Raw genomic sequence first — 26,744 nt, 5'->3', positions numbered from 1 at the left:
CAGCATGGATGGCACCACTCATTCCATTCTGAGAACAGCTTATTTACATCCTTTGAATTACTCTCCAGCATGCCTTCCAGATATGTATTCAGCGGCAAGTCCGTAATAGTGACCGGCGGGACATCCGGTATAGGGCTTGCCACCGCCGATATGTTTGCCAGAAGCGGCGCAAATGTGATACTCACAGGCAAGAATAGGGAAAAGGGACTGAAGGCATTGAAGCAGATTAAGGGGAAAGGCAGCGTCGAGTTTTTCAAAGGCAATGTATCCATCGATGCCGATGCTGAAAAACTCATTTCTCTCGCGGAAAAGAAGCACGGAGGTCTAGACGTGCTTGTCAATAACGCTGGCGTGTATCTCGCCAAAAAAATAGACGAGACAAGCGAAGAGGAATGGGACTGGATCATGAACACCAACCTCAAGGGTGTTTATGTTGTCAGCAAACACTCAATAAAGCCGCTGAGGAAAAGCCGCGGCTGCATCGTCAATGTGGCTTCAGTGAGCGGCCTTGTCGGCGTAAGGAACGAGGCTGCCTATTGTGCATCGAAAGGAGGTGTTATCCAGCTTACCAAGGCAATGGCCCTTGATTATGCCGGCGACGGCATACGCGTCAACGCCGTCTGCCCTGGCGATGTGGAAACTCCAATGATGTGGGAAGCGCTGAACAGGGTCGAGGACAAGAATATGGCAGTGGAAAAGGACAAGGCGCTTCATCCGCTCGGAAGGTTCGGCAAGGCCGACGAAGTGGCCAAGCTCATACTCTACCTGGCTTCCGAAGATGCAGCCTTTGTGACGGGTTCCGCCGTCAGCATCGACGGCGGCTGGAGCGCCTACTGATTCTGGTTTCCATCCGCATTGCTTGCGGCATTGTTCTGGGAGCCGCTCTGATCAGTCTGACCGCCTGTACCCTGCGGCCTCTCTTCCACCTTGCGTATGATCCTCTTCGGAACCACTATTCGGCGTGGTTCCTGTGTCACAGGCTTTCCCTGCGGGATCTGGGGCGGCTGCTGCTTGGGCGGTTCATCCTTGCGCTCGTTATCCACTTCTTCTTTGAGCGGTGTACCGCACTTCATGCAGTCAGTCAGGTTTGCCGGATTCATCTCGCCGCATGACGGGCATTTGACCATCTTTGCCTTCTTCAGTTCCTGCTGTCTCGCCAGCCAGTCTTCGAAGGTGAGATATGTGGGCTGTTTCTTCCACCAGTTGAGGAACGCCCTGTCCGTGTACTTGTTACCCATGTCCACCCTCGCCTGTGCTTTGAACTTTTCCGTGAACTCCATGTACTGTCTGCGCATTTCGGCGTTGGCATCGTCTTCCTTGTCCCCTTCACCTTCGTCTGCAAATTTAACGCCACAAACAGGGCATTCTTTCGAATTGGACGGTATCCATGAGTTACAGTTGCTGCACTTCGCCGTGCCTGTTTCGAATTCGACGCCACAGTATGTGCACTTCTTCGCCGTCTCGGGTATGAATACGCCACAGTTGCCGCATTCTACGACCCGTGCAAGCCCGTATCTGTAGAGATAGAGCGAAACACCGACGAAGCCTGCAATTATGACTATGCCAATCAGCAGCCAGTAAAGTATGGGTATGCCTGTCGTCGGCTGGGACGAGAGAACATTAAACGATCTCGATGAACTGACAAACTGACCGTTGGAATAGACTTCGAAGTGATATGCACCCTGCGGCTGATTCGTCGGAAGCACTATTCTGGCGACAAACACTCCGTTCGTATTCGTCAGACCGTTGACTGTAGACGAGGTTTGTTCCAGCCCTCTTATATTGAACAGCTCTACGCTCACCGGGAAGTTTGCCATGGGTTTGTGAGTGACCTGTGATGTCATCGATACAGTGACTATTATGACGGAACCTGACTTTAACGAGTTGCTGGAAACTATAACGACTGCATTTACCTTCGCAAGGGTTATGTTGTACGCGACGGGCTGTGCGAGTGTGTCCTGGGTGTAGCTGCTTTCCTTAATCGTTCTGTTCTGGTTTACAACAGCACTGAAGAGGAGTGTTTCCTGTTTGACGCCTGTCGGCAGGAGCGGGGCTGTCCATGTCAGTGAAGCTGAAGCGGAAGACAGACCGGCAACCACAGGTATCGTAGCGTTGGCAATGGGTGTCGTGATATTTCCAGCGGAAGGACCCTCGAACAGTGTAAGCGGAACATTATAGGCAGATATCTGGCCGGAGTTATGTACCACTACGTTGAAAGTCATGTTCGTCTCCTCCTGGAACGAACCTGAGGCATTCATGCTCACTGGAGACAGCTTCGGGAGTGAGAATACATACACAACTGCGCTTGCAAAGTTGTTGGTGTAGCTTATTTCTGCAACGCTGTGCTGGCCAGTCGAGTTAGCTGGGTTGACGTCAACGCTGACAGTCATATTCCCTGTCAGCATGGGCACATTCCAGATCGTTGTAAGTGGCAGAGGGACAGACTGGCTCACACTGAACGGCTGCGTCAGAGCGGTTGTGGCAGTCAGCGACTGACTGTATGCTCCGGCCGATATGTTGAATACGACGGTGAAGTTCTGTGTTACGGAAGCGTAGCCTATGTTGTACACAAGCACAGAGATGTTGACTGCGCTCCCTTCAATGACCTGGGACGGGCTGAAGAATACGTTGGAATCTGATATTGTAAGGTCAGGCAGTTTGATGAATAGTACGGCGTTAATCGCCGAATTCGTCTGTATGAGCGGAATAGTGTAGTGCGCAAGCGAAACTGTTTCGTTCGGAGCATACCACGTGCCTGCATCGACATAGCTTGTGTTGACGACGTAGTTGCCTTCATACACATCAGCGCCTGCTTTAATTATGTCGGAGAGGCCAGCAAATGTCGCTACGCCTGTTGCATTGCTTGCACTCCGAGCGTAGAATGAACCGTGAGGATTCGTCAGGTTGGCAAAAGTGTCAAGCGTGACAACGGCTCCGCTCAGCGTCGTGCCTGACTGTCCGTATGTCGTAACATACAGCCATCTGTAAATGTAGGCGATACCCGAAGACTGGGCCGTGACAGACGGTGCTGAGACATTGTAGAGTCTTGCCACCTCATTGTAGCCAAATGACAGGCTGTTTGAGAAGGACGAGTTGAATGAACGTATTGACGATGACGAAAATGCTGCAGTCAGTACGCTTCCCATTACCGTACTGCCGTTTATCCATATCCTGGAACTGCCGCCCGTGATCAGGTTTATATTCGGTCCTATGGTGGAGTTTATGAGAAAGAGCTGCGCGCCTCCGAACACGTACATGTTAACCAGGCCGTTTGAACTTATGACTGAATTCTCTATAACTGTCTTTCCAGTCTGGTTGATCAGGAATGAATACTGGCCGTTGTAGGCTTCAATGAAGTTGACTCCTCCGTTTGAAATGCGCAGATATCCGCTCTGTGTCACAACTATGTTGGAGGAGATATTTATCGCAGAGACTATCTCAAAGGGCACTGCCGGTGCGGAGTTGCTGTTGTTTATGACAATATCCTGCGGTCCGACTGACAGATATATTGTGAGCACACTGTAGTTCAGGTTGCCCGCGGTGCTGTACTGCGCAATCGTGTGCAACGGGTCAAGGTAGACATAAATGGGCGCGCTTCCGATGGTTGTGGGTATCCAGCTTATGGATGTGCTGTTAGCTCCCCCTGCAGACACGTTAACTACGCTAGTGCCGATGAGCGTGCCTCCATTGAGCGGGTTACCGTAGTAGAAGCCGACTGTCAGGTTTGAGACCCCTGCCCTTCCCAGGAAATTCTGAACCGAAGCAGTTATGACAACACTCTTTCCGCTGAATGCCGGACTGGGGTTGAATGTTATGCCCGATGATGAGATAACCAGCTCAGGCAGATTAGGCTGTACAAAGAACAACGTGGAGTTGTAGTCTCCGGAATAGCTGGATTCGGGAACCGTTCTGTTAGGATTGGCATTAACTGCAATAGTGTTGTTGCCGGCCGCCGCAAATAACCAGTTCACGTTCAATGTCAGCGTCTGCGACGGTCCTATGGACACGTTCATGTTCAGACTCGAAATCGGTTTCCCGTTTGCGCCGTCTGAAATGTTTATCGGCAGGGCGTTTACTCCGGTCTGACCGCTGTCTGTAATGTTAAAGGTGATCACGCCGGTCTGGTTCTGGTACAGGAATGAAGGCGTGACATAAGGTTTTCCGACAGCGATGAGCGGCAGCGGCACCGTAACAGGAATCGTGATATTCACGTTTACCTCTTGGGATGCAGCAGTTATGTTCGGATAAGGAGAGAATGAAATGGAATTGCCGTACTGGCTCGAGTTATACGACACGGTTAATGTGTAATTACCGACGAAAAGCGAGTTCGGGTATGTGGTGTAGCTGATAACATCTGTGAGGAGCGGCACGTTGGCATTTCCAAAAGCATTTGTCACGTTGTAGTTGGAGGCTGTTCTGCCCAGGTAAGACAGCACGGATGCTGGAGGAATTGTCTGGTATGTGTTGGATGGTCCCACAAAGTATCCTGCCGGCGAACCCGGAGAGACGTTTGTCGGAGTGCTTCCGCTGTACTTGAATTCAAGCTGGCTGTTTATGACAGGAAGATTCTGGCTGCTGGAAACGGTAACATTGGCAAACCTGTACAGGTACATCTGCGGCAGAATGTTAGCCTGAACACTGACATCTTTTATGCCTACAGCGCCTCCACCAGTATTGTCAATATATATGACCAGGTTTCTCAACTGTGACAGGCTGGTGAAGCTCAGTGCGTAGAGATTCGCAGTGTAGGTTGTTGAACCTGCACCTGCAGGTATGCTTATTCCAGATTGAATATAGCTGGACACAGGCTGGTCTATTTGTCCTATCAGTATAGGAATCGAAGAAGAAGCAACTGAATATACATTCACACTCAGCGTAGCTGACTTCAGTTGCGAGTTGAGAGTGACATCGCCGGAAACATTCAGGCCGTACGTCTGCATGATCGAGCCTGAAGTGATATTATAGAAATTTGCAGTGTTCGAATCAAGTAAACTGAGCTGTGTTGGCGCAACCGGGGAGTTGAGCGGTCCGAATGTAAGCGGCTTTGCGTTCATTGATGTGAGGTGACCTACAAATGCCGGCGCATATGGACCAGTGTAGCCTGATGTAGCCTGCTGATTTATTGTAACATCGTAGAAATAAGCATGAGCCGTGTCACCGACAAATACTGCATCATGCTTCGCTCCGTTTGATAGGAAATTGGCCCCTATGTAACTGTGAATCGCCGTGAAGCTGGACGATCCGGCAATGGTCAGATTCTTGTAAGCAGGTGCCTTGAAAGCCATGCCGAACCACAGTTTGTTGACATAGAGTGTTCCGGACGTCACGTTTGCCCATACCTGGACTCTGCTCAGGTCATTTTCAGTAAGACTGGATGGAAGTGTTATCGTCGTCGTATAGTAGTTGTTCTTCCCTGGATAGTAGAACGACTGTGTATTCGTAAGAGATGACTGCTGAACGTGCTGCGTTGTGTTTCCGTAGGCCCAGTCCAGTGTGCCCGCGAACGAAGCGCTCGTTTCATATTCGGCATTGAGAGTGATTGCAGAAAGCGGTTCGTTTATTCCGCCGGTGGTGAAGTTGGTCACAGACATTGTCTGGCCTGCCTGGACGGTGTAATTTGACTGATCAAATGCCGTGAGATTGAAAATGTTCTGGTTTGTTGTTGTGTCTTTAAGCGGGGACTGCCTGAATACCGACGTTGGTATGGCCTCAAGGCTGTACAATACGTTGTTTTTGTTCGCTGAATTGTCTGAAGCGAACGGATAATGTTCCACATAGACTGTGGTCTTATTGTATGCGCCGTTCAGGCTGTACATGTTCATTTTTGAATTCTGGAGCAGTACATTTGACGAATAGAATGAGACGACCGGCGGGTTCGCAAAGACGCTTGTGGGGAAGACGCTGGCATTCACGTAATTTGTGTTGAACTGTGAAGCCTGGAACCCGCTTATCGTTGAATCGATCATCGTGAAATTGGACATGTATGAAACGAACTGACCGGGGAAGATGAACGATGAATGGTCCTTCATTATGATTGAAGCCCCATTGCTTTCAAACACGCCAAGCACCGGTATGTCGTTTATCAACTGCAGATTGGTCGTTACGACGGAATTGCTCATAATCAGCTTTCCTCCGTCAACGACTGAAACGTGATATACAGTCGCAGAAGCATAGTTGCCGCTGGCAGAGAACTCGTCAAAAAGCAGTGTCTCGTTGGTAAGGGTCACGACTCCGCCTGCCCTTATCGTCAGGTTTCCCTGCATTACCTGCGTTCCGCCGCTCAGGTTCCAGCTGGTGAGGCTGTATCCCGTGCCCACGGTGACATTTCCGCCCTGCTGTGACGGCATCGCCGATGCGGCGCTGGCCGCCGACGATATGAGGTTAATTCCGCCGAAGAACGCCGAAACAACAAACAGCGCAGCCACAACCACTCCAGCCAGCTTGCCCATTTTCAATCGAGATATATGCATAATTTTGCACGCTCTGCGTCGCTATCAATGATTTAAAAATTCGAGCTATCGTGCGATATAAAAATGCTTTTCCGTAATTATCAAAGCAGTTTGCAATCGAAAAACGGACGGTGCCGCATGTGCAGAACAAAAATAAAATCAGAATTAAGGCGTTTGTATCCCGTGTGATTCAGGCTACCCTTTTCTTTATGACCTTTTTCATCTGGTCATCGTTGGCCGAGGGAGTTTCGACACGCTGACCGCACGAATAGCATATGACTGCGTCCCTGCTTATGATCGCGTTGCAGTTGCTGCAGTACATCTCGTCCTCCGCAAGCTCCGGCTGTTCATTCTGTGTTTCACCGGTTTTCGCACCGCACGAATAGCATATGACTGCGTCCCTGCTTATGATCGCGTTGCAGTTGCTGCAGTACATCTCATCGTCGGCCGGTTTCTTTACGACATCGTGGGCAGGCTGCGGCTGCTGCATTCTGGGTTGCTCTTTTGGCGGTTCGGGCATTTTGGCGTCGGCGGGCCTCATGGTCTGCAGCTCCTTGCGCAGCGTCTCCTCCAGCATGACGATTGACTGTCTTCTGGCTACAACCAGTTCTATAATCTGCTTGAGTTCCTGCTCCTGTTTCAGGAGTTCCTCTTCCTTTGTCTTCAGATTCTCCTGCTTTTCCCTGACATCCTTTTCGAGTGTGTTCAACTCGGCAGCCTTGGTCTCCAGATTCTGCTCGCGGAAATCTACGAGCTTCTGCTTCCCGTTCAGCTCTATTTCCCTGTTCTGCACTTCCGCAATCTTGTTGTTCAGCGCAGACTCTGCGGCATGAATGTCATTCTCCTTGTGCGTGATCTTGTTCTCCCTGTCGGTCAGCACTGTCTGCAGTTCGTTCAGACTGCCTTCCTTGGCGTTCAGCGTTCTTTCCTTCTCCTCGATCAGGCTCTGTCTGGACGACAGTTCCTGCTCTTTCCTGTCCAGGCTGCCCTGCCTGTTGTTCATATCTTCGTGCTGCTTCTTGAGCTTGTTTGCCGTCTCTTCAATTACCTGCCATATTGGCGTTTCACCAGAAGTCATTCCATCTCCTCCATAAATGAACAGCAGTGTTCAGATCCCGACGCTACCACGCGAGTCCACAGGCACTTGCTCTTATTCATTTCTTTTCATAACTCGGAATCACAATATTAAGCACTTTTCATCCGCTTATCGTTTGTACTAACTATCAACCTGACTGTATGTGATGCTAAATGACCGCCGGGCAGGAGCAGGTGCTTGCGCTCCGTTATGTCAGTGCGCCTGTGTGTTTCCCGCATCTTCTGCGTGCACTCACATGTTGCCGAGCATCGGGCCGAGGATCTGCAGTCCGCCGCGGCCGACTTCGAGCGCATGCCTCTCCATGCTGTGGTCGCACGCGCGCATCTTTCCTATCTGCACGAATCTGGTGATCTTCCCTCTGTTGTTGTCCATGCCCAGATAAATGACGCCGTCGCTCAGGAATGCTTCAGTGCCAGCATAAAATTTCCCGTCCGATATGCTTCCTTCCATGATGAGCATTGTGAAGAGTCCCATCTCCCTCATGTTCTTGAAGAAATGATACATGCTCTTCCTGAGCGAGACGCTGTCATCCATGAGCGAGTAAAGCGCACCGAGCGAATCTATGGTGAGCATCGTGAATGCCTTTCCGTGTTTCTGCTTGAAATTCCTTACCAGCCGTTCGATGAGTGCTATATAATCAGTCGATGCATCTTCCCCGACCATTTCCAGCTCCCTTATGTCAGTGAAGTCGGAAATGACGAGATTCCTGTCTGTGTCGATGCCCAGGCTCTTCATGTTCTTGCCGTGACTCTCCGACGTCTCCTCCAGCGTGAGATACATGCCTATCTCGCCGGAATCCGCCAGATGCCTGGACATGACTGAAAAACAGAACGATGTCTTCATGGACCCGGGCGGGCCTATGACGAGCACCACTTTCGGCGCATCAACATCATTTCTGAATATCTTTTCCAGTCCCGACAATGTGTTTCTTAGCAATCGGCACACACCGGGTTAACGATTTTCCCGCATTCGATATAAAGATTACAGTGTGAATTGCATGAATACTAATTAACAACTCACTCTTGACCCTGTCAATTTTCGCTTGAAAACATTGACTTGAAGGCTTCCGCTCAGCATCTTTGTACTGCTGCATTGCCTCATCAGCCTCCCGCTCCTGCCCGGGTCACGGGCAGACACACTGGGTTCGACCGTGACCATATGTTCATGGCTGCGTTGAAGTCACGGTCATGTGTGGCACCGCACAGGCATCGCCACACCTACACTGCACCGAGTCTGTGATTTACACTTCTTTGAAGCCCGGTGATGTGTTGCCCGCATGCATCAATCCAGTCATGCAGACTATTTAAACGGCGACAGGGGGAGGTCGCCGAAACATGTTATTTCCGCATAACATTGACTGTTTCGCTGCTGTAACCATGTCGCTGTCTGCAACTGACGGCTACATGATTGACTGCAGCGGGGAGCATTCATAGAAGTCATTAAGCTGCTGGAATATCAATGAATATTTGACAAGATCTCACTCTTCCTCGTCTTCCCCTTCCTTCGGCTCTATCAGCTTGTTGTCGCTCACCCTTTTATCCTGCAGCGTCTCTTCACCGGCGGGCTCTGTTTTAGACGCGAGTCTCTTCATCTCCTCCTCGCCCTCCTGGACCAGCCGCTCTTCCTCCTCGGAACCGACGAGTCGAATCATTGCCGTCACACGATCCTGCTGCTCCAGACGCATGATTCTGACACCTTGAGTGTTTCGGCCCATGACTCTTATGTCGTCAATCGGTATCCTTATCACCATGCCTGTCTGAGATGTCAGCAGTACTTCGTCTCCGGGGCTGAAAGCGCTGACGGCCACGACTTTGCCGTTTCTCTCCGTCGTCTGTATTGTTATGACGCCCTTTCCTCCGCGCCGTGTTTTCCTGTATTCGCCTACCCATGACGGCTTGCCGAAACCGTTTTCGGTGACTGTGAGGAGCAAATTCCCCTCGCTGAATGAGCATTCCATGCTCACAACTTCGTCCCCGTACCTCAGTCTTATTCCCCTGACGCCTCCGGCCTGCCTCCCCATGGGGCGCACATATCCCTCGCTGAACCTTATCACATAGCCGTTCCTGGTAGCGAGAAGCACATCCTGCATGCCGTCAGTGAGCACCGTGTCTATTACCTCGTCCCCTTCATCCAGTCCGATTGCGATAATGCCCAGGGACCGTACGTGCGAGTAAGCCATGACGGATGTCTTCTTCACTCTGCCTTTCCTGGTGGCGAAAAGCAGGTAGTGCCCTTCATCGAAGGACTTGAGCGGTATGTTGTCTATTACTTTCTCCCCATCCTCCAGTTTCGGAAGGAGATTCACAATTGGCCTGCCAGGGCTGTGTCTGGAACCGGTAGGTATGAGATATGTTTTCAGCCAGTACGCCCTTCCCCTGTTTGTGATGAACAGGATGTAATTGTGCGTGGATGCAACAAACATGTCCACCACGTAATCTTCCTCGTGCGTTTCCACTCCGGTGAGCCCTTTGCCTCCCCTGTGCTGTATCTCGTATGTTGCAAGAGGCATGCGCTTGACATACCCCCTGCTCGTTACAGTCACGATGACCTCCTCATCCGGTATGAGGTCTTCGATGGTCATCTCCAGCCCCTCCGAATTTATCTCGGTCTTGCGGTCATCGCCGTACTTCTCCCTTATTTCGCTGAGTTCGGATTTTATTATTGACAGTATTTTGCTTTCGTCGCTCAATGTCCTAGTGTAGTCTGCTATGCGCAACGTCAGCTCTCCGTGCTCTGTCCTCACGCCGTCCATTTCGAGTCCGGTCAGCTTCTGGAGCCTCATGTCCAGTATGGCTTTTGCCTGCTCTTCGGACAGGTGGAAAGCGCCCTTGCCGTCAGGCGGTGAAACAGTTGCAGTCGCGATGCTCCAGTCATCCACCGACATGAGTTTCTGTCTCGCCTCTTCGGCGGACGGTGAAGAGCGTATGAGCTCAATCATGCGATCGATGTTGTCGATTGCCACCATGAGTCCTTCGACAATGTGCATCCTGGCCGTTGCCTGTTTCAGCTCAAACTCTGTCCTCTTCCTTACCATTTCCCTGCGGAAGTCGATGAAATTCCGCATCAGTTCCTTCAGCGAAAGTACTTTGGGCTCGTTGTTCACCAGCGCTATGTTGATGATGCCGAAGGTAACTTCCATCTGGCTGTGCTTGAAGAGCTGGTTGAGCACCACTTCCTCCAGCGCATCCCTCTTGAGTTCTATGACAATCCTCATGCCGCTTCTGTCCGACTCGTCCCGCAGATCACTTATACCGTCGATCTTTTTTTCCTTGACGAGCCTGGCAATGTCCTCGAGCATGGCGCTCTTGTTGACCTGGTAAGGTATCTCATCAACTATGATCCTCTTTCTTCCGTTTTCCTCTTCTGTTGTGGTTTTCGCCCTTACCGTTATTCTTCCTCTTCCGCCGGTGTAGGCTTCCACAATGCCGCGCAGTCCGTAGACAATGCCGCCGGTCGGGAAATCCGGACCCTTGATGAAATTCATCAGCTGAGAAAGATCTGCATCAGGATTGTCTATCAGAAAGTTCATACCGTCGACAACTTCCCTCAGATTGTGAGGTGGCATGTTGGTAGCCATGCCCACCGCAATGCCGCTTGTCCCGTTCACAATGAGATTCGGGAATTTCGACGGCAGCACTTCCGGCTCCTTGAGTGTGGCATCGAAATTATCCACCATTCTTACCGTTTCCCTGTCCAGATCCTGCAGTATCTCTTCGGAAATCCTGGAAAGGCGGCATTCAGTGTATCTCATGGCGGCAGCCGCATCGCCGTCGATGCTGCCGAAATTTCCCTGCCCGTCGATGAGCGGATAGCGCATCGAGAAATCCTGCGCCATTCTGACAAGAGCATCGTAAATCGCTATATCGCCGTGCGGATGGTATTTACCGAGAACCTCTCCTACAATCCTGGCGCTCTTCTTGTGTCCCCTGCCTGCAGACGCTCCCAGCTCGCTCATTCCAAAGAGTATTTTTCTGTGAACAGGTTTCAGGCCGTCGCGCACGTCGGGCAGCGCACGTCCGACGATTACGCTCATTGCGTAGTCGATGTACGACTTGCGCATTTCTATTTCGATGGGGCGGCTGATGATCTGCTGTACGGCGGGTTCCCGTGCTTCGCCTTCTTCGGCCATTCAGGACACCTCAGACATCCAGATTCTCCACTTCTGCGGCATGCTGCTGGATGAACAGTCTCCTGGGCTCTACAGCGTCGCCCATGAGCGTCGTGAAGAGCATCTCCGCCTCGACGGCATCGTTGACGGTCACCTGCTTCAGCACCCTTGTCGCTGGATTCATCGTCGTGATCCAGAGCTGCTCCGGATTCATTTCACCAAGTCCCTTGTACCGTTGTATTGCAGCGCCAGGCATCTCCTTCATCTTCTGCTCCAGTTCCCTGTCTGAGTATACGTATACTTCGCTGTTCCCTTTCTTCAGCCTGTAGAGAGGAGGCTGCGCTATGTAGATGTAACCGGCCTCTATCAGCGGCGCCATATGTCTGTAGAAGAAAGTGAGAAGCAGCGTCCTTATGTGCGAACCATCCACGTCCGCATCGGTCATCAGTATTATCTTCTGGTACCGCGTCCTTGTCAGGTCGAATTCGTCGCTTATGCCGGCGCCTATGGCGGTGATGAGCGTTCTGACAGCCTGATTCTTCAGCATCTTGTCGAGTCTTGATTTTTCCACGTTCAGTATTTTACCCCAGAGTGGAAGTATGGCCTGAGTATTCCTGTCCCGCCCCTGTTTTGCGCTTCCTCCGGCGGAGTCGCCTTCGACGACAAAAATTTCGCATTTCGCCGGATCCTTCTCGCTGCAGTCTGCAAGTTTTCCTGGCAGGTTTGCGCCCTCAAGCAGTCCCTTTCTACGCGTGAGCTCCCTTGCCTTCCTTGCAGCTTCGCGCGCCTGTGAAGCAAGGACGGCCTTGCTGATGATGGCAGACGCAGTCTTCGGATTCTCCTCAAGATAGATGCTCAATTTCTCGTAGAGTGCAGATTCCACGACGCCTCTGATCTCACTGTTGCCCAGCTTGGTTTTGGTCTGCCCCTCAAACTGCGGTTCGGGCACCCTGAGGCTGACGATGGCAGTCAGCCCTTCGCGGGCATCCTCGCCGGCAAGCGGTTCCTCCCCTTCCTTGATCATGCCGGACTTCCTGGCGTAGTCATTAATCGTCCTTGTAAGACCACCTCTGAAACCAATCAGGTGCGTGCCGCCCTCGGCTGTGCTTATGTTGTTGACAAACGTGTGTATGCTCTCGTTATATGAATCGGTGTACTGCATGGCAATCTCCATCTGAATGCCGTCAGAAACAGCCGACAGATATACGGGCTCGGGATGAAGAGGTGTCTTCACAGCATTGAGGTACTTCACGAAGTCGACGATGCCGCCGTCATAATGAAATGAGTTGGATTTTGAATTTCTTTCATCCCTGAAGTTTATCGTCAGCCCCCTGTTCAGGTAGGCAAGTTCCCGCAGAAGCGTCTCTATCGTATCATAGTCGAAACTGAACTCCGTGAAGATGCTCTGATCCGGCTTGAAGTGGATCATGGTCCCCCTCCTCGGCGCTCCACTGACGTCAACGTTGCCCGGGGAAGGCTCACGCGTTATCATGGGTCCGGTCATTCTGCCCTGTTCAAAGTGCAGGTAGTGCTCCATTCCGTCGCGCCAGACTATGGCATCCAGCCATTCAGACAGCGCATTGACGACGGATAAACCGACACCGTGAAGACCCCCGGAAACCTGATAACTCTTCTTGTCGAACTTTCCACCTGCGTGAAGTGTCGACATGACTATTTCCATCGCCGGTCTGCCGTACTTCGGATGCATGTCTGTGGGTATTCCCCTTCCGTCATCCCGTACGGATGCAGAACCGTCGCCGTATATCGTCACGTCAATGTTCTTACAGAAGCCAGCCATCGCTTCGTCAATGCTGTTGTCGAGTATCTCGTAGACAAGATGGTGGAGACCCCTGTGGTCGGTGCTACCGATATACATGCTCGGTCTTTTTCGTACTGCCTGGAGACCCTCCAGAACCTGTATACTGTCGGCATTGTAACTGTTATCTTCCAAGTTGATCACGTCTCATTGTCAGGTGCTGATTCCCTTCCCATCCCGGTTTAGAAAAACCGTCTGGACACTTGCCGATTTGCATTATGGATTGTCCGTATAAATAACCTCTTTTTGGCCACCGTGTCCGGCGCCGATTCCGTTATTCGTAGTATATAAAGGGCTGCAGTCCTCCGGAATATCACGGGAGGCCGCAGTGTCCGTCATTTTCGGGATGCGCGGACGTCATTGCATTAGCGCCATGGAATCGGGATATTTTTCGTTGATCTCCTGCAGATAACACGACGGATCCTTTCCCCAGAGATTGCCGGTAAATGCAAGCGCCCGTCCCCTGAGGTTTCCGTTGCATGCATCGAGATACGGGCAGTTCTTGCACTCGAGAAGTTTCTTTCTCTCCTTCAGTTTGGCCACCGTGGCATCAGGCTCCTCCCATATGTGCCGCAGCTCTTCTATCCTGCCTATCGGCAGTTGAGTGAACTGATCGGGGTACACGGTGCCGTCAGGACTTATGTCTGCTATCCTCTCTCCTGATCTGTTTCCGCCGTTCTTTCTGAGAAGGTCCAGCACCCTCTTCTCTCCAGTCATGGCAAATATGTGTATGCCGTCCACAGCGTTGTCTGCAGTCAGTATGTCCGTGCCCTCTACGGTCTGCCTGAAGATACTTTCCGTCACCTCAAGGCGCGTTCTGTTGTCGATGTCCATTTCTGCGCCGCCTCTTCCTGCGTATGCAAGATGGTAGAAGCATATTCTTCCTATTCCAAGTGAATGCGCCAGCCCGAAAATGTCACCGACATAGGGTGCGTTCATACGGGTAATGGTGCATCTGAGTCCGACCTTTATTCCGGCCTTCGCGGCGTTTGCTATGCCTTTCAGGGACGCCCTGTATGCGCCGTCGACACCCCTGAATTCATCGTGCACACGTTGAGGTCCGTCTATGCTTATGCCTGCATAGTCAACGAGGCCTGCAAGCCGTCCGGCCATCTGTTCGGTTATGGCAGTGCCGTTTGTGGAAAGTCCGACCTTCATGCCACAGTCATTCATAACACGTATGAGCTCGACTGCGTCCTTCCTGACCAGCGGCTCACCTCCAGAAACGAGCACGTTGCTCACACCCATGTCGGCGGCAGTTTCAATGGCTTTCTTCCACACTTCAAACGGCAAGTCCGTGAATCGGTGTCCTCCGCCGGATGAGGAATAACAGTGCACGCACCGGAGGTTGCAGTTTCTCGTTATGTTCATCACGAGGACAGCGGGAAAACGATCATCTCTGCCGCTGTACCTGATGTGGTCGCCGGTCTGAGGTGTATTGTGCAGCAGTTTTGAAACACTGATCATGTTACGCACCAGTCCTGGGAACGGTATAGTCGCACAGGGGGTCTTCAGCCATCCAGTCGCGGCTGTTTGCATATGCCCTCGCCCTGCATCCACCGCATACTGTCCTGAAATTGCAGATGCCGCACTTGCCGCCGAGCAGCGAGCTGTTTCTCAATCCGGAAAACAGTGTGCCGCCGTAGATTTCCGCAAAACTGCTTTCCCTGATGCTTCCCGCCCTCAGGGGGAGGAAACCGCACGGATATACGGTTCCGTTGTATGAAATGAATGAATAGCCGTTTCCTGCCATGCAGCCGCGTGCCCCGTTCAGGCTCTTTCTTCCCTTCTCATCCGGTTTCTGTGGTTTCGCGCCGCGGTCGCTCATGATGCGTATGAGGTACGGTGCGCAGGTCATGCGCACCTGAATCCCTTCGGCCCGCCAGGCCGCTGCGACCTTCATTGCCGTGTTGGCCTGCTCCTGTGTAAGAGACATGGCCGCCGTGGCCCTTCCGGTGGGAACAATCATGAAAAGATCCCAGTAGGCCGGCTCCAGTGCGAGCACGGTTTCTTTCAACTCGGAGAGGACATTTATGTTGTACACACTTAGCGTGGAATTTATCTGAACAGGCACGCCTGCCCCATGGAGCGAAGCAACGGCTTTTGTTGCGATGGAAAATGCACCGTTCACACCCCTGAATTCATCATGTACAGGCTGGGGTCCGTCCACGCTTATGGACACAACCGCTGCACCTGCCTTCCTGATGCTTTCCGCGACGGTGCTGTCTATCCTGCTGCCGCTCGGAGAGAGCGCAGTGCGCAATCTCGACGAGCCATACTCAATCAGTTCGAAGATATCGTCACGCTTGAGAGCATCCCCGCCGCTTATCACGAAGAGTTTCACGTCCATTCCTGCCAGCTGATCTATCATGCCCCTGACCTCTTCTGTTGAGAGCTCTCCGGGAAGGCGGTGCGGTATGGCATCCGCCCGGCAGTGCCTGCATGCAAAGTCGCATGCTTTGGTGCTTTCCCATACAACCACATGAGGTGATAATGCCATGACCATGGGCCCTCACGATGCCTGTTCTTCACGCATCGTATTTCGGAGCTTCATGCTGAACTTAACATCATAACCTTATATGTCAGGCATTTGGAGGTACTGCGTTTTCCGCATTCTCCGCTTTTTCAACAGACACATCTGCGACGGTTTTTCTGATATAATAGGTTCCGATACGCAGCTCCCTGAAACCAAGAGATGAATACAGCGTCAGTGCTGGTTTGTTGTCCTCCGAAACCCAGAGTGTCATCCTCTTTTTTCTGGCAGCCACTGCTTCCTTCATGGCGTTCGTCAGCAGATACTTTCCCAGTCCTTTCTTCCTGTATTCGGGCAGGACCGCAATATCTGCAAGAAACGCTCCGTCTCCGATGTCGGTAACAGCTATCATGGCAACAGGTTTTCCCTCGATTGTTACACATCTGGATGCATTCGTTATTACTGGCCCGTATTCTCCGGAAAGCAGTGAACTGAACATTTTCCTGTTGTCCTCGGCACTGTTTGCAAACATGCCTTCGTCGACTGTTCCGGAATAGCTGTCCCAGTCCAGTTTCGAAAGCGTTTCCTCGCTCTGTTCTGTAATGGAAACAGTAGTGAAACTCCCTTCCGGAGCAGACGATTCAGGAAGACTCGAGAGATCCGCAGCCATCTCGAGTCTGCGCTTTCTCACGAAACCGAACGTCGATGAAGCCATCTCCATAAGCTCTTCCGGTACGTTAGGGTGTATGCCGCTGATCCTGAGCCACGTATCGCGCGGCATCTTCTCAACATACTTTCTGATTAGCAGATTTATGGCCTCAGCTGTTGGAGGCGTGTCCCCCCATGAAACAAATGCAGATCCCCTTCCCTCCTGCAGGTTGTACTGGATTATGCCCAGAATCCTGTCATCCTCAACTGCTGCAGAACAGAATTCCTCCCCCTTCCTGACGGACTCCAGTCGTTCATCGGCCCAGTTCGGCGGCAGTGCTTCACCGAATTGCCTTACACCGTTGCCAAAGCCAGCTATGAACGGCTTTATGTCTGCCTGTTCGGGGATAGCTTCCAGGACGCTGATCATGCCGATTGGATAGCTGTCATCGATAAAAAACTATTAGTGTCAATAAGAAGCATTGCGCTGTCGGTAACAGGATGAAAGCCATGGCGCTTGCCACCGATCGTCCTGGCGAGTGGCTGGAATTGACAGATATGCCGGCTGAAGAGCCTGGTGACGGTGAGGTGCTGATCAGAGTCGATGTGTGCGGTGTATGCAGGACGGACCTGCATATTGTCGAGGGCGATATCGGCAACGTCCGTCCCGGACTCGTACCTGGGCATGAAGCAGTCGGTAAGATTGTGAGGACCGGCGAGGGTGTCACCTCATTGAGCACAGGCGATGTGGTCGGCGTTCCGTGGCTCCACGGCACCTGCGGAGTATGCGAGTTTTGCGTTACCGGCAGGGAAAACCTGTGCCGTCGCAAAACGCTCACCGGTTACACCGTGAACGGCGGATATGCGGAATACATGCTCGCACTGGAAGCATTCACCATACCAATAGCAAGCGGTGTGATTCCAGCGCAGGCAGCACCCCTGCTGTGTTCAGGCATCATAGGATACAGAGCATTCAAACTTGTGAAGCCCGGACCGGGCGGCGTGCTTGGCATATTTGGTTTCGGCGGCTCGGCTCACATAACGTTGCAAATCGCGTCCGCTCTTGGATACGACGTTCGTGTCGTGTCCCGGAATGAACAACATCTGAAGCTTGCGATGCAGCTCGGAGCAACAGGGGCCATCGAACTGCATGGAAACGACTCCTCACCGCTGCGCGGAACGCTCGACGCCGCCATTGTCTTCGCACCATCGGGAAATGTCGTCAGACTCGCGCTGGAGTCTGTCAGGGCTGGCGGAAGCGTCGCGGTGCCCGCCATACATATGGATGACATCCCGCTGACTGATTATGAATCGCAGCTTTTCCATGAGAAGAAACTATTCAGCGTGGAGGCAAACACAAGGGCAGACGCCCTGGAGTTCATGAGCTTAGCCGGGAGAACGGGCATCAGGAGTGTCGTAAAGGAATACAGACTCGAGGATGCAAACGCAGCGCTGTCAGAACTTAAAGCAGGGAAAATAAACGGCAGCGCTGTTCTGCGCATTATTTGACTATCATAACCGAGACAGGGGAATCTGCGGCGACTCTCTGTGAAACTGATCCGAAGAATATTCCTCTCCTGAATCCTCTCCCTCTGTTGCCAAGTACAATGATATCCGGTTTCACCGCATCGGCTGTCTGTATTATCGCCCTGACAGGGTCTGCCTCTTTGACTATTCCCTCTACATTCAGAATGCCATTTGCCTTTGCATGCGCGACTGCATGGCTCACAAGCCGCCGTGCCAGTTTGACTTCCTCTTCCTGTTTCTCTATGACCATTATGCCTGTCTGCGGGGCATCCCCGCTGACGCGGAGGAGCACCGGATTCACAACATTTATGATGTAAAGTTTACCTTCACGGTTGTTGGCCAGAAGCCGGAAAGAAAACTCAAGCGCTTTCACTGACTTCTTGGAGGAGTCTATCGCGACCAGCACCGATCTTATCTTCAGCGGGTTCGGCGCATCTGCTTTTTCCATGCCTGACGACCATATTCTTGTCGGTGTAAAAAAAGCTATTGTGGTAATTTGCGACGAAGTGACAATATGTCGCAAAAGCGTCGATTGCTGCTTTGTCCTGCTTCCGGTGGCTGTGTCTGGAAAGGAACGTCAGGATTGATTCCGCATCACGCTTCATTCAGGAGCCACTGGAGGGAGTCGAACCCCCGACCTACGGTTTACGAAACCGTCGCTCTGGCCAGCTGAGCTACAGTGGCGCGGTGTCTCTGCTAAACAATTTTGGTATTTCTAAACTGTGTCAACAGTGCGAGTGTTACAGCTGCCAAATCTGCAGCACAGCAATTGATATTACCCGTGTCAATAGTCTACACCTGCAATGAGCTACGGCCGCTACTCGGATGTTCTCCGTGACGGTAATTTTCGAAGATTCTGGTTTTCGACACTTCCTGCAGACTTGGGTTACAGCATGTTTGAGCTCGCAATGACATGGCTCGCCATATCACTGAGCCATTCTGCAGCCATTACAGGCGTGGTTCTCTTCGTTGAATTTTCAACGTACTCCCTGACTGCCGTAATCGGTCCAGTCATTGATGCTCATCCGGACAAGCGGATGTTCATCATTCGCATCTTTCCGGTTCAGGCCGCCATCGCAGTCATTGTGACAGTGCTGATAGTCGTAAGAGCTATGACTGTGCCTCTCGTGATATTCGTGGCATTCTTAATGGCAGTACTCTGGGACTTCCCATGGCTCGCCCAGACAGCCATTCTTCCGCTGATCATGAAACGTGAGAAACTGCTGCAGGCCAACTCGCTGATGCAGGCATTTGGAGGAGGATCCACCATCTTTATCAATGCCCTCGCAGGCTTAATTATCGCTGCAGTGGGCGTTCAGGGCGTTTCTGCAATCTATGCGTTCGCATTCATGGCATCCGCTGCCGTCATGACTACGGTGAAGGTTCCACCTACATCAAAGCCTTCTGGAGGTGATATTCGCCTCTTCTCCGGTCTCAGGGAAGGGTGGCTGTATGTCCTTAAGGGAAGGAGAAAAGACCTCAGCGAACTCTTCTTTGTGTCCGGCCTGCAGGGCTTCTTTTCCGTCGCGCCGATTCTGCTCATGGCTGTCATATCTTTCATCAGCCTGAAAGGCAATGTTACAGAATACGGTCTGCTCAACGGCATATTCCTTGCCGGAGGTTTTACAGGTAATTTTGTTCTAGGCAAGATCAATCCAACACAGAGTTTGGGAAAAGCCATGCTTGCCGCCACATTCGCAGAAGGCTTTCTCATAGCGCTCAGTGTTTTTGTTGCCCGCAATATTGCAGCGCTCGATTTGCTCTGGTTTGCAATCGGATGCTGCGATCCGGTCTTCTACAACAGTCAGAGTTCGTACCTGCAGGCAACGGTGGACTCTGACCACATGGCGAGAGTAAAGGGCAATGCTTATCTGTTCCGTGGCCTCGGAAGGGGATCGGGCAATCTTGTCCTGGGTGTAATAATCCTGTATTTCGGTATAGCATCCGGGGCTCTTGCTTTCGGCTTCTCTCTGATAATTCTCGCAGCCTTGCTCTTTGGTGCAAATTCGCAGATGCGCAAGCTAGGCTATTCCTGATTATCAGCATTCAAAATCAAATGAATGAAACTTTTAATAGTTGGCAGAATGAGATTTCGAGCATTGATGCAATCAGACAGCGACCGTGCCAGACACAGCGCCATTATGACGATTCAGGGTGGTGCCGACACAATGAAAAAGCTATCGAAGGAGATCAAGGACGGCAAGTCGTCCGCGGTAGTCATACTTGAGAGATCCGCGGGCGCGGAAAAGGTGCATGGTTACATTTCCTATAAATCTGGAGCTATTGTCGAAGCGCTCTTCAAAGTTTCAGGTCCGGACGGCACGCTCGATTCGAAACAGGGCAGAGATGCGCTGAAAAAAGTCTGGCACGAAGCGCTTGACCCAAAGAGCAGGTTGAGGGTATATCGCATATCACCAAAAGATTCTGCAGCAGGTGGAGTTGAAGGAACAGAAATGAATCAGACATCATCCAGGAAGTTCAAGAAGGTCAGGGCAGCACAAGTTCCTGCGCCCGGTACAGCATCCGTGAAGGACAGCAGTAATGCCGTGAAGGAAGAGCTGAAGGATTCAGCTGACGATGGCAGCGCTGTCGGACAAGCGGGAAGTGAAGACGCTGCGATGAAAGTCACCGACGCCGCGGAGCACGATTCCGTCATCGAGACTTCTGTTATCGCCCCCGAGTTTTCCGGTACCCGCGCACCGGAACATGTGAGTGATGCCGATGGCGAAAAGCCCGAAGCACCGGAAAGCATGGAGCCGCAGTTCAGCAGCAGGACACAGCAGAAGGAACGAGCCAGAGGCGGTAATCAGAACGATGCAAAACAGCATGCAGGTCAGTCGGTAAGCGATTATGACGAAGTTTATGGTCTGATATTCGGATGGCAGAAGGGCCAGGAAATGCCGTGCCCTGACTGCGGCTCAAAGATGACAGGCCGGACATGCGACGCCTGCGGACACACTTTGACGGGACCCGATGTCAGATCAATTGGATTGAATCCGTCAATGCTTTTCAGCAACTACGTTGTTGGTCCGGGCAACAAATTTTCGTATGCGGCATCAGTGTCAATATCAGAGCAGCGTGACGACAACTACAATCCTCTGTACATTTTTGCCCCTGCGGGTTTCGGCAAGACTCATTTACTCAATGCGATAGGCAACATGTTCATTTCCCAGCGGCCGGAAGCCAGAGTTATGTACGTCGGCGCAGAGCGGTTCTGCGAGGAAGTGCATGAATCATCGACGGCCGGCAGGAGGGAGGCACTGCTGCGCAGGTTCAGGGGTCTGGACTTATTGCTGTTTGACGATGCTCAGTTCCTTTCCGGCAAGGATGACGCACAGGAGGAGTTCTTCAGCATTATCAATGCAATGCTGAAGAAGAACATGCGTGTGGTCTGCGCTGGAGACAGGACGCCGAAGGAAATCGGAAGTCTTGACAGCCAGATATCGACAAGACTGGAATCGGGATTGATGGTTGATATCAGGCCGCCGGATCTCGAGACACGGGTAAAGATACTGGATATGAAAATCAGGGAAGAGAATTATGTCATACCGCGGGATGTAGTGCGCTTCATTGCGGAAACATTCGAAGATAATGTGAGGGAGCTCACCGGTGCTCTGAACAGGGTCGTCGCTTACAGCGCACTAATGAAGCTGCAGCCCACTGTCGATATGGTGAAGCGTATGCTCCGCGGTACAGGACAGGAACAGAAAAAGGAGGGCGAACAGCGCTTCGAGCTGAAACCCGGTCACGGTTATCTCATAGAGGAAGACAGGCCGGACTTGTGCCACCTCCTGCTCCAGGAAAAGATCGCCGAAAAGTGGGCTGCGCTGGACATAACGCGTGTCAATCCTTCAAGGCTGCGCGGCAAGTATCCCGGACTCGAGAAGGCAAGGGTTATCTGGCTTACCGACAGGATCAGCGAGAAGGAGGCGACGCTTGAACCTTCGCTGGAAAAGATTGAATATGAAATAAAGGGCTTTATCGACAATAACTGCAGGGGCGGGGGAAGGGTCGTTGTGAACATAGACGATCTGCAGTATGTCATAAGCAATACCAATTTTGAGGGAACTGTGAGGCTGCTTAGGAGAATGCTGGATGAAATGTCGGAGCGCAATTCTCTTCTGATTGTTTCAGTCGGAAAGGACACACTTGGAAAACAGGAAATAGCCATACTGGAAAGGGAAATGGAACTGTTATAGAGGCGCCGTTGGACGGATTTGAACCGTCGACCTTATGGTAGCTGCGTTTTCTTAACAGCCACACGCTCTGCCAACTGAGCTACAACGGCAACGCCGCACGTTCCAGACGCACGGCAATATTAATCATTTATCCAGACAGCCTGCACTCAGTCTCCTATGACAGTCTTCAGCTCGTTAACGGTCTGACTCATTTCCATCAAAACGCCCTTCAGGTGTTCAAGAAACGGCCTTATTTCCGCCGTTGTAACAGCACCGTTGGGTGAAGGAATGATGAGCCCCTCCTGTTCCAGAATCCGCAGAGAATAACGGACTTTGTGCTGCGGATAATTGAGCTGTTCAGACAACTTCAGTATGCCAATCGGCTGATGGCCTATGATCGCCTTCAGAACGGCCACATGCCTCTTCAGCAGATCAATTTCAACTTCCATCTTGCTTGTCAGAGAATTCTTTTCTGGATTCGTGAGTATCTCCTCCGTTTGACGTGCAAAATAGTATCGTATGTCACTTATTAAACCTAGGTTTGGTAGATTCCACCAGCTGGTCGCTGGTTTTCTTTTGGTACCGTAATTGATTGCCGCGGTCACCTTCATCGCCGGCAATCGGGCACAGAACAGATATTCACAGTCGAACCCCGTACATCTCCCGGCAGCGAGCAGCATGTAGCAGATTGACTATGAATGAAAATATACGTGAGAGAGACTTCATTTCATTTCAACGAAAAGTCGATCAGAGCCTACGTCCGCAACGGAGCAGCATTCCCTCTGCCTGCCGGTTCATGTCCTGGAGCCTTGCCCTCAAATACAAGTTCAAGCGCGCCGAGATCCACTACGCCAGTGGGCCTGGCAGAGATGTGGAGCTCCGCCTGCTCATTTGGTCCCTTCGCTATATCCTTCCTCATGTAATGCTCCACCTTCTTTCTCAGATACTCTCCCTCATTGGCCATTCCGCCGCCTATGATCACGGAGGAAACACTGAGAAGCATCACGGCATTGGACAGCGCCAGGCCGAGATATCTGCATGCATTATCAACGATTTCCATGGAAAGCAGGTCCCCTTTCCTTGCCTCTTCGAAGACAGTCTTTGCGTCAACCTTCCCGCCTCTTTCTGCAGCTCTCTTTTTCAGAGACGTCTCCTCCCTTCCGAGTCTGTCGTTAGCAATCTTCTCGACTGCAAGTCCTGAGGAGATGGTCTCCAGACATCCGTTTTTGCCGCAGTTGCACTTCGGGCCGTCCATTATTACTGTGGTGTGACCAAGTTCACCGGCTACATGGCAGGCACCCTCGTACGGCCTGCCATTGATTATGATACCTGCGCCTATGCCTGTGCTCAGCGTGACGTAAAGGAAATCCCTTCCGTCCGCGATCCCGCCATATCTGAACTCTCCCAGCGCGCCCACATTCGCGTCATTATCAATCATCACAGGCACGCCAAGCTTCCCGGCAAGCAGGTCACCGAGTGGCGTGTCGCTCCATCCTTCGAGATTGGGCGATGCGACTATGACACCTTCCCTGCTCCTGACAAAACCACAAATGGCAACGCCGAGGCCGATACAGCCGGAAATGTTCAGCCCGTTCCTCTCCAGCAGTTTGTCAATATTTGCGCACACTTCCATAACAAGATCTGACGGTTTCCTCATTCTGTGGGTCGTGTCCACAATCCTGTCGTCGATAACTCCCGGCCTGCCTGCGACAGTAACGGATACCTTTGTAGCACCGACATCACAACCAAGTGCAAATTTTCTTTCGGTCAATCAATCAACTCTGAGGCATTGTCGCACTTATTCCAGTTCCAACAGATGGAATTGCGGCATAAACTTTAACGCATATAACAGCTATGCTGTGCTCACCGGGTGTGTAAGTATTGAAGCTGGGTGCAATAGAAGTTGATATACTCTCAATAGCAGAGAAGAAGGGAAAGGCTGGCATTGACAAAGAAGAGCTCCTTTTTGAACTGGCCAGAGTAATGAAGGGCATCGCTTATCCCGACCTTATGAAGAGAATAGAAAGACTGAGGGAAGGTAGTCTAATCACCTTTGAAGAGAACGGGCCGGACGACTTCACTGTTTTCATAACGGCACAGGGCACCGCCGCCCTTAAGTCCTGACTGAGCAATAGATTGGGCAGTTGGCTTTACGGACTCGTGCAAGTTGAGAACATAGCCTCATTGTATCCGGTGCTTCGAAGTGGTGCTTGGAAACAGGTCATGCAATTCTATTGCGGGGCCGTCGACCTTCTCCTTATCTTTAATACTTCTGGCAATCACATCATAAACAGCATTCTCAATCCCCAGGATGTTTTTCATCCTGTCTATGAGTTTGTTTGCTTCGTCCGAATCCAGATTCTTCCATTTGATCTCGAGCGCTATAAGCCTCTCAGCAGCGACACATACAACATCGATTTCAACTTCGTCTTTCCAGTATCTACCAACTTTGCCGGAGAAGGGAACGAGTTTCTTCCTGTATAGTTGAGGAATGGACTCCCTTGCGATAAGTTCGAACGTTTCATAGAGATACTGGTTGAATAGAGATCGAACATCGTCTAATGAGAAATTGCCGATTTCAATATTTTCCCTGTTAGGTAAAACAAATTTCGACCAAAACCTGACATAATTGCCCGCGACAATGTACACGGGCATGGCATTCCCAATCGCGGGCGATTCCCTTTTCAATATACCCCTTTCAGTCAGCACTTTCAGATACTTTCCCAGGTTAGTGATGGATACTTTTGACCTGTCAGCTATTTCTGAATAGATAGTGGCGCCGCTTTCTATGGTTGCGATTATGTTGATATATATCAGAGGCTCCCTCACTTCTGCACTCAGAAGCCACTCGGCTTCTTCGTACAGTATACCGGCCTTGTTGAATACGATGGTGTCAATGTTCTTCTCGGGAGAGATCGTGCTGTCGAAAGTCGAAAGGTAAAACGGAATGCCTCCACACAGAATGATGGTTGAAGCACTTCATACAATTTGACTGTAATTATAGGTGCACCGGCATCGAGGTTCGAATTTCCGCAGGATGACTGGAACCGCAGTTCATTTCAGGTTCGAAACTGATGCCAAAACAGTCTATGTGCGGGTGCCTGGAGATGAATATTATGGTTCGAACTTGGCATACATTGACCGATCAAACAGGTGTGATCATCGGTCAATCTGATGTCCAGGGGGCAATCCGTTTGCATCTTTCACTCAAAGTGAAGGTCCGAACCGATTTGAACCAGTCCGAGCTTCTTGGCCACGGATTGAGACTTGAAATTGTTCCAGCTTGTGCTGTAGAGGGCAACCATTCCTTTCATTTGTAGACATTCGGCCCAAGCCAGTACAACTTGAGGACCAAATCCCCTGCCTCTGAATGCCTCGACAGTGTGTACACCAGCTTCAGCTGCGTCTTGAAATGTTCTGGCGCTGTGACAGACTTAAACTGCCGCACCATCTGCCACTACTGCAAAAACCGGTTCCTTTAATTCCAGTTCGTTGAATAGGAAGGGGAAGTGTTTCCTCAATAAGGCTCTATTGGAACGTGATATCCGAATCGCAATATCGCTATCTCTCTTTACCTTCGGAAACATGAAGGCAGGACCAAGCCAGATTCTCCTTATCCGTTCCACAGTGTTAAGCGCCTCAACGATTTCAGTCAGACGATTTCCCGGATCAGTTCCGATGGCAGAACCAAGCTTGCTAATGGTAGTTTCATTGATGTCCTCCCTATAGCGTATTAAGTGTCCCTCCCCGGTCAGACCGATATACAGCATTGGAGCAGGCTCGTATGGTGGCTCATTGACAGTTGTAATCAGTCCCTTTTCGTTATGATTGAATAGGACATTTACATGAATTTCCATCATTTTCTTGATCGAATTCATAACATCTGGATCCCGAAGATTTCTTCCTGCATATTCAATAGGCATATGAAAGTCAATATTAGAAACTCACCGAATACAAGCCAGAATTGTGTACAGCTGCAGGAGATATGCTTTAATGTTCGAATCCATTGCGATCTTGTGAATGAGTTAGGATTACCTTTCGTAACCCGCAAAATAGATGGCCATTCTATGACAGACGATACCAGGGTTTGCCAATTCAATGAATCATGTCTCTCTAGCAGATCCGTTGTATCTGTTTGATTTTGTCAAAGTCACCGTCAAATGATACTATCTGCCTGATTCCATCCCTGGTCATTAACGCGACAGAAACCGAATCTGCCACGGAAAGGATCCCGTCGAACCTGAGGTGAACCGCCATAGCTAAATCCAGCAATTGCCTATCCACAGTCTCCACTGAACAACTGTCGATGAAATAATCATAGAGTGTCCTTGCCGCCTTTCCTCCCGCTCGGTAACCTATCGCGGTAACTGCTTCAGAAATAGTCAGAGTTGAAATCTTGAACCCCTGCGGGATCCTGCCTTTGACCGCCAATGCCTGGCGGTGCCATTG

The 26,744-nt window shown here is 51.2% G+C and carries 19 protein-coding genes, 2 tRNA genes and 1 pseudogene; 5 read left to right on the top strand and 17 right to left on the bottom strand.

From position 1 onward, the window contains the following. Nucleotides 1–69 precede the first annotated feature (69 nt). Nucleotides 70–837, top strand: coding sequence for an SDR family oxidoreductase (locus KIS30_06050; GenBank protein ID MBX8646299.1), 768 nt, complete (start codon nt 70–72; stop codon nt 835–837). Here KIS30_06050 and KIS30_06045 read toward each other — a convergent pair. The 8 genes from KIS30_06045 to KIS30_06010 all read right to left on the bottom strand — a co-directional run bounded on the left by KIS30_06045 (nt 831) and on the right by KIS30_06010 (nt 17,020). After that, the gene (locus tag KIS30_06045; GenBank protein ID MBX8646298.1) at nt 831–6,470 is read right to left on the bottom strand and encodes a hypothetical protein; all 5,640 of its coding nucleotides are present in this window, start codon (nt 6,468–6,470) and stop codon (nt 831–833) included. The two genes, KIS30_06050 and KIS30_06045, sit on opposite strands and share 7 nt — an antisense overlap. A 169-nt stretch (nt 6,471–6,639) precedes the next feature. After that, nucleotides 6,640–7,527, bottom strand: coding sequence for a zinc ribbon domain-containing protein (locus KIS30_06040; GenBank protein ID MBX8646297.1), 888 nt, complete (start codon nt 7,525–7,527; stop codon nt 6,640–6,642). A 249-nt stretch (nt 7,528–7,776) separates the two neighbouring features. After that, nucleotides 7,777–8,481 (bottom strand): RAD55 family ATPase, encoded by a 705-nt coding sequence (locus KIS30_06035; GenBank protein ID MBX8646296.1) that lies wholly within the window; start codon nt 8,479–8,481, stop codon nt 7,777–7,779. A gap of 541 nt (nt 8,482–9,022) precedes the next feature. Then, nucleotides 9,023–11,674: a DNA gyrase subunit A gene (gene gyrA, locus KIS30_06030; protein MBX8646295.1), complete on the bottom strand. Its 2,652-nt coding sequence runs from the start codon at nt 11,672–11,674 to the stop codon at nt 9,023–9,025. A gap of 10 nt (nt 11,675–11,684) precedes the next feature. Next, nucleotides 11,685–13,610 (bottom strand): DNA topoisomerase (ATP-hydrolyzing) subunit B, encoded by a 1,926-nt coding sequence (gene gyrB, locus KIS30_06025; GenBank protein MBX8646294.1) that lies wholly within the window; start codon nt 13,608–13,610, stop codon nt 11,685–11,687. A 216-nt stretch (nt 13,611–13,826) separates the two neighbouring features. After that, nucleotides 13,827–14,936, bottom strand: a complete 1,110-nt coding sequence (locus KIS30_06020) for a radical SAM protein (protein MBX8646293.1) — start codon at nt 14,934–14,936, stop codon at nt 13,827–13,829. Between the two features lies 1 nt (nt 14,937). Continuing rightward, on the bottom strand, nt 14,938–15,969 hold the full coding sequence (locus KIS30_06015; GenBank protein MBX8646292.1) for a radical SAM protein: 1,032 nt from the start codon (nt 15,967–15,969) through the stop codon (nt 14,938–14,940). 82 nt (nt 15,970–16,051) lie between these two features. Beyond that, a complete protein-coding gene (locus KIS30_06010; protein ID MBX8646291.1) occupies nt 16,052–17,020 on the bottom strand; it encodes a GNAT family N-acetyltransferase in 969 nt (322 codons plus the stop codon). A gap of 71 nt (nt 17,021–17,091) precedes the next feature. Here KIS30_06010 and KIS30_06005 point away from each other — a divergent pair, with 71 nt between their 5' ends. Then, a complete protein-coding gene (locus KIS30_06005; protein MBX8646290.1) occupies nt 17,092–18,099 on the top strand; it encodes a zinc-dependent alcohol dehydrogenase family protein in 1,008 nt (335 codons plus the stop codon). Here the strand turns inward: KIS30_06005 and KIS30_06000 are convergent. Beyond that, nucleotides 18,092–18,565, bottom strand: a complete 474-nt coding sequence (locus KIS30_06000) for a universal stress protein (GenBank protein MBX8646289.1) — start codon at nt 18,563–18,565, stop codon at nt 18,092–18,094. The two genes, KIS30_06005 and KIS30_06000, sit on opposite strands and share 8 nt — an antisense overlap. Nucleotides 18,566–18,727: 162 nt before the next feature. After that, a tRNA-Thr gene (locus KIS30_05995) sits at nt 18,728–18,801 on the bottom strand. Between the two features lie 119 nt (nt 18,802–18,920). On the opposite strand from KIS30_05995, the gene KIS30_05990 reads away from it, so the two are divergent. Both KIS30_05990 and KIS30_05985 read left to right on the top strand, forming a co-directional pair. Then, a complete protein-coding gene (locus KIS30_05990) occupies nt 18,921–20,153 on the top strand; it encodes an MFS transporter (protein MBX8646288.1) in 1,233 nt (410 codons plus the stop codon). 63 nt (nt 20,154–20,216) lie between these two features. Beyond that, complete coding sequence (locus KIS30_05985) at nt 20,217–22,316, top strand: DUF835 domain-containing protein (GenBank protein ID MBX8646287.1); 2,100 nt, start codon at nt 20,217–20,219, stop codon at nt 22,314–22,316. A gap of 3 nt (nt 22,317–22,319) precedes the next feature. Here the strand turns inward: KIS30_05985 and KIS30_05980 are convergent. The 3 genes from KIS30_05980 to KIS30_05970 all read right to left on the bottom strand — a co-directional run bounded on the left by KIS30_05980 (nt 22,320) and on the right by KIS30_05970 (nt 24,066). Continuing rightward, nucleotides 22,320–22,405: transfer RNA gene (locus tag KIS30_05980), tRNA-Asn, on the bottom strand. A 57-nt stretch (nt 22,406–22,462) separates the two neighbouring features. Next, the gene (locus KIS30_05975; protein MBX8646286.1) at nt 22,463–22,744 is read right to left on the bottom strand and encodes a hypothetical protein; all 282 of its coding nucleotides are present in this window, start codon (nt 22,742–22,744) and stop codon (nt 22,463–22,465) included. 305 nt (nt 22,745–23,049) lie between these two features. Next, nucleotides 23,050–24,066 (bottom strand): ROK family protein, encoded by a 1,017-nt coding sequence (locus tag KIS30_05970; GenBank protein MBX8646285.1) that lies wholly within the window; start codon nt 24,064–24,066, stop codon nt 23,050–23,052. 110 nt (nt 24,067–24,176) lie between these two features. Here KIS30_05970 and KIS30_05965 point away from each other — a divergent pair, with 110 nt between their 5' ends. Continuing rightward, nucleotides 24,177–24,419, top strand: coding sequence for a hypothetical protein (locus tag KIS30_05965; GenBank protein MBX8646284.1), 243 nt, complete (start codon nt 24,177–24,179; stop codon nt 24,417–24,419). Between the two features lie 57 nt (nt 24,420–24,476). On the opposite strand, the gene KIS30_05960 is transcribed toward KIS30_05965, so the two are convergent. From KIS30_05960 to KIS30_05945, 4 genes and pseudogenes are all read right to left on the bottom strand, one after another. Then, on the bottom strand, nt 24,477–25,124 hold the full coding sequence (locus KIS30_05960; protein MBX8646283.1) for an ATP-binding protein: 648 nt from the start codon (nt 25,122–25,124) through the stop codon (nt 24,477–24,479). Nucleotides 25,125–25,498: 374 nt separating this feature from the next. Further along, nucleotides 25,499–25,687: pseudogene (locus KIS30_05955) on the bottom strand (GNAT family N-acetyltransferase). 42 nt (nt 25,688–25,729) lie between these two features. After that, nucleotides 25,730–26,218, bottom strand: a complete 489-nt coding sequence (locus tag KIS30_05950; protein ID MBX8646282.1) for a hypothetical protein — start codon at nt 26,216–26,218, stop codon at nt 25,730–25,732. 190 nt (nt 26,219–26,408) lie between these two features. Beyond that, nucleotides 26,409–26,708, bottom strand: a complete 300-nt coding sequence (locus KIS30_05945; GenBank protein ID MBX8646281.1) for a PIN domain-containing protein — start codon at nt 26,706–26,708, stop codon at nt 26,409–26,411. Between the last annotated feature and the right edge of the window lie 36 nt (nt 26,709–26,744).

Origin of the sequence: Candidatus Sysuiplasma acidicola, assembly GCA_019721035.1 — an archaeon.
Classification (GTDB): domain Archaea; phylum Thermoplasmatota; class Thermoplasmata; order Sysuiplasmatales; family Sysuiplasmataceae; genus Sysuiplasma; species Sysuiplasma acidicola.
The sequence above is the reverse complement of the archived record's forward strand: the minus strand, read 5'-3'. Positions and strand labels throughout refer to the sequence as shown.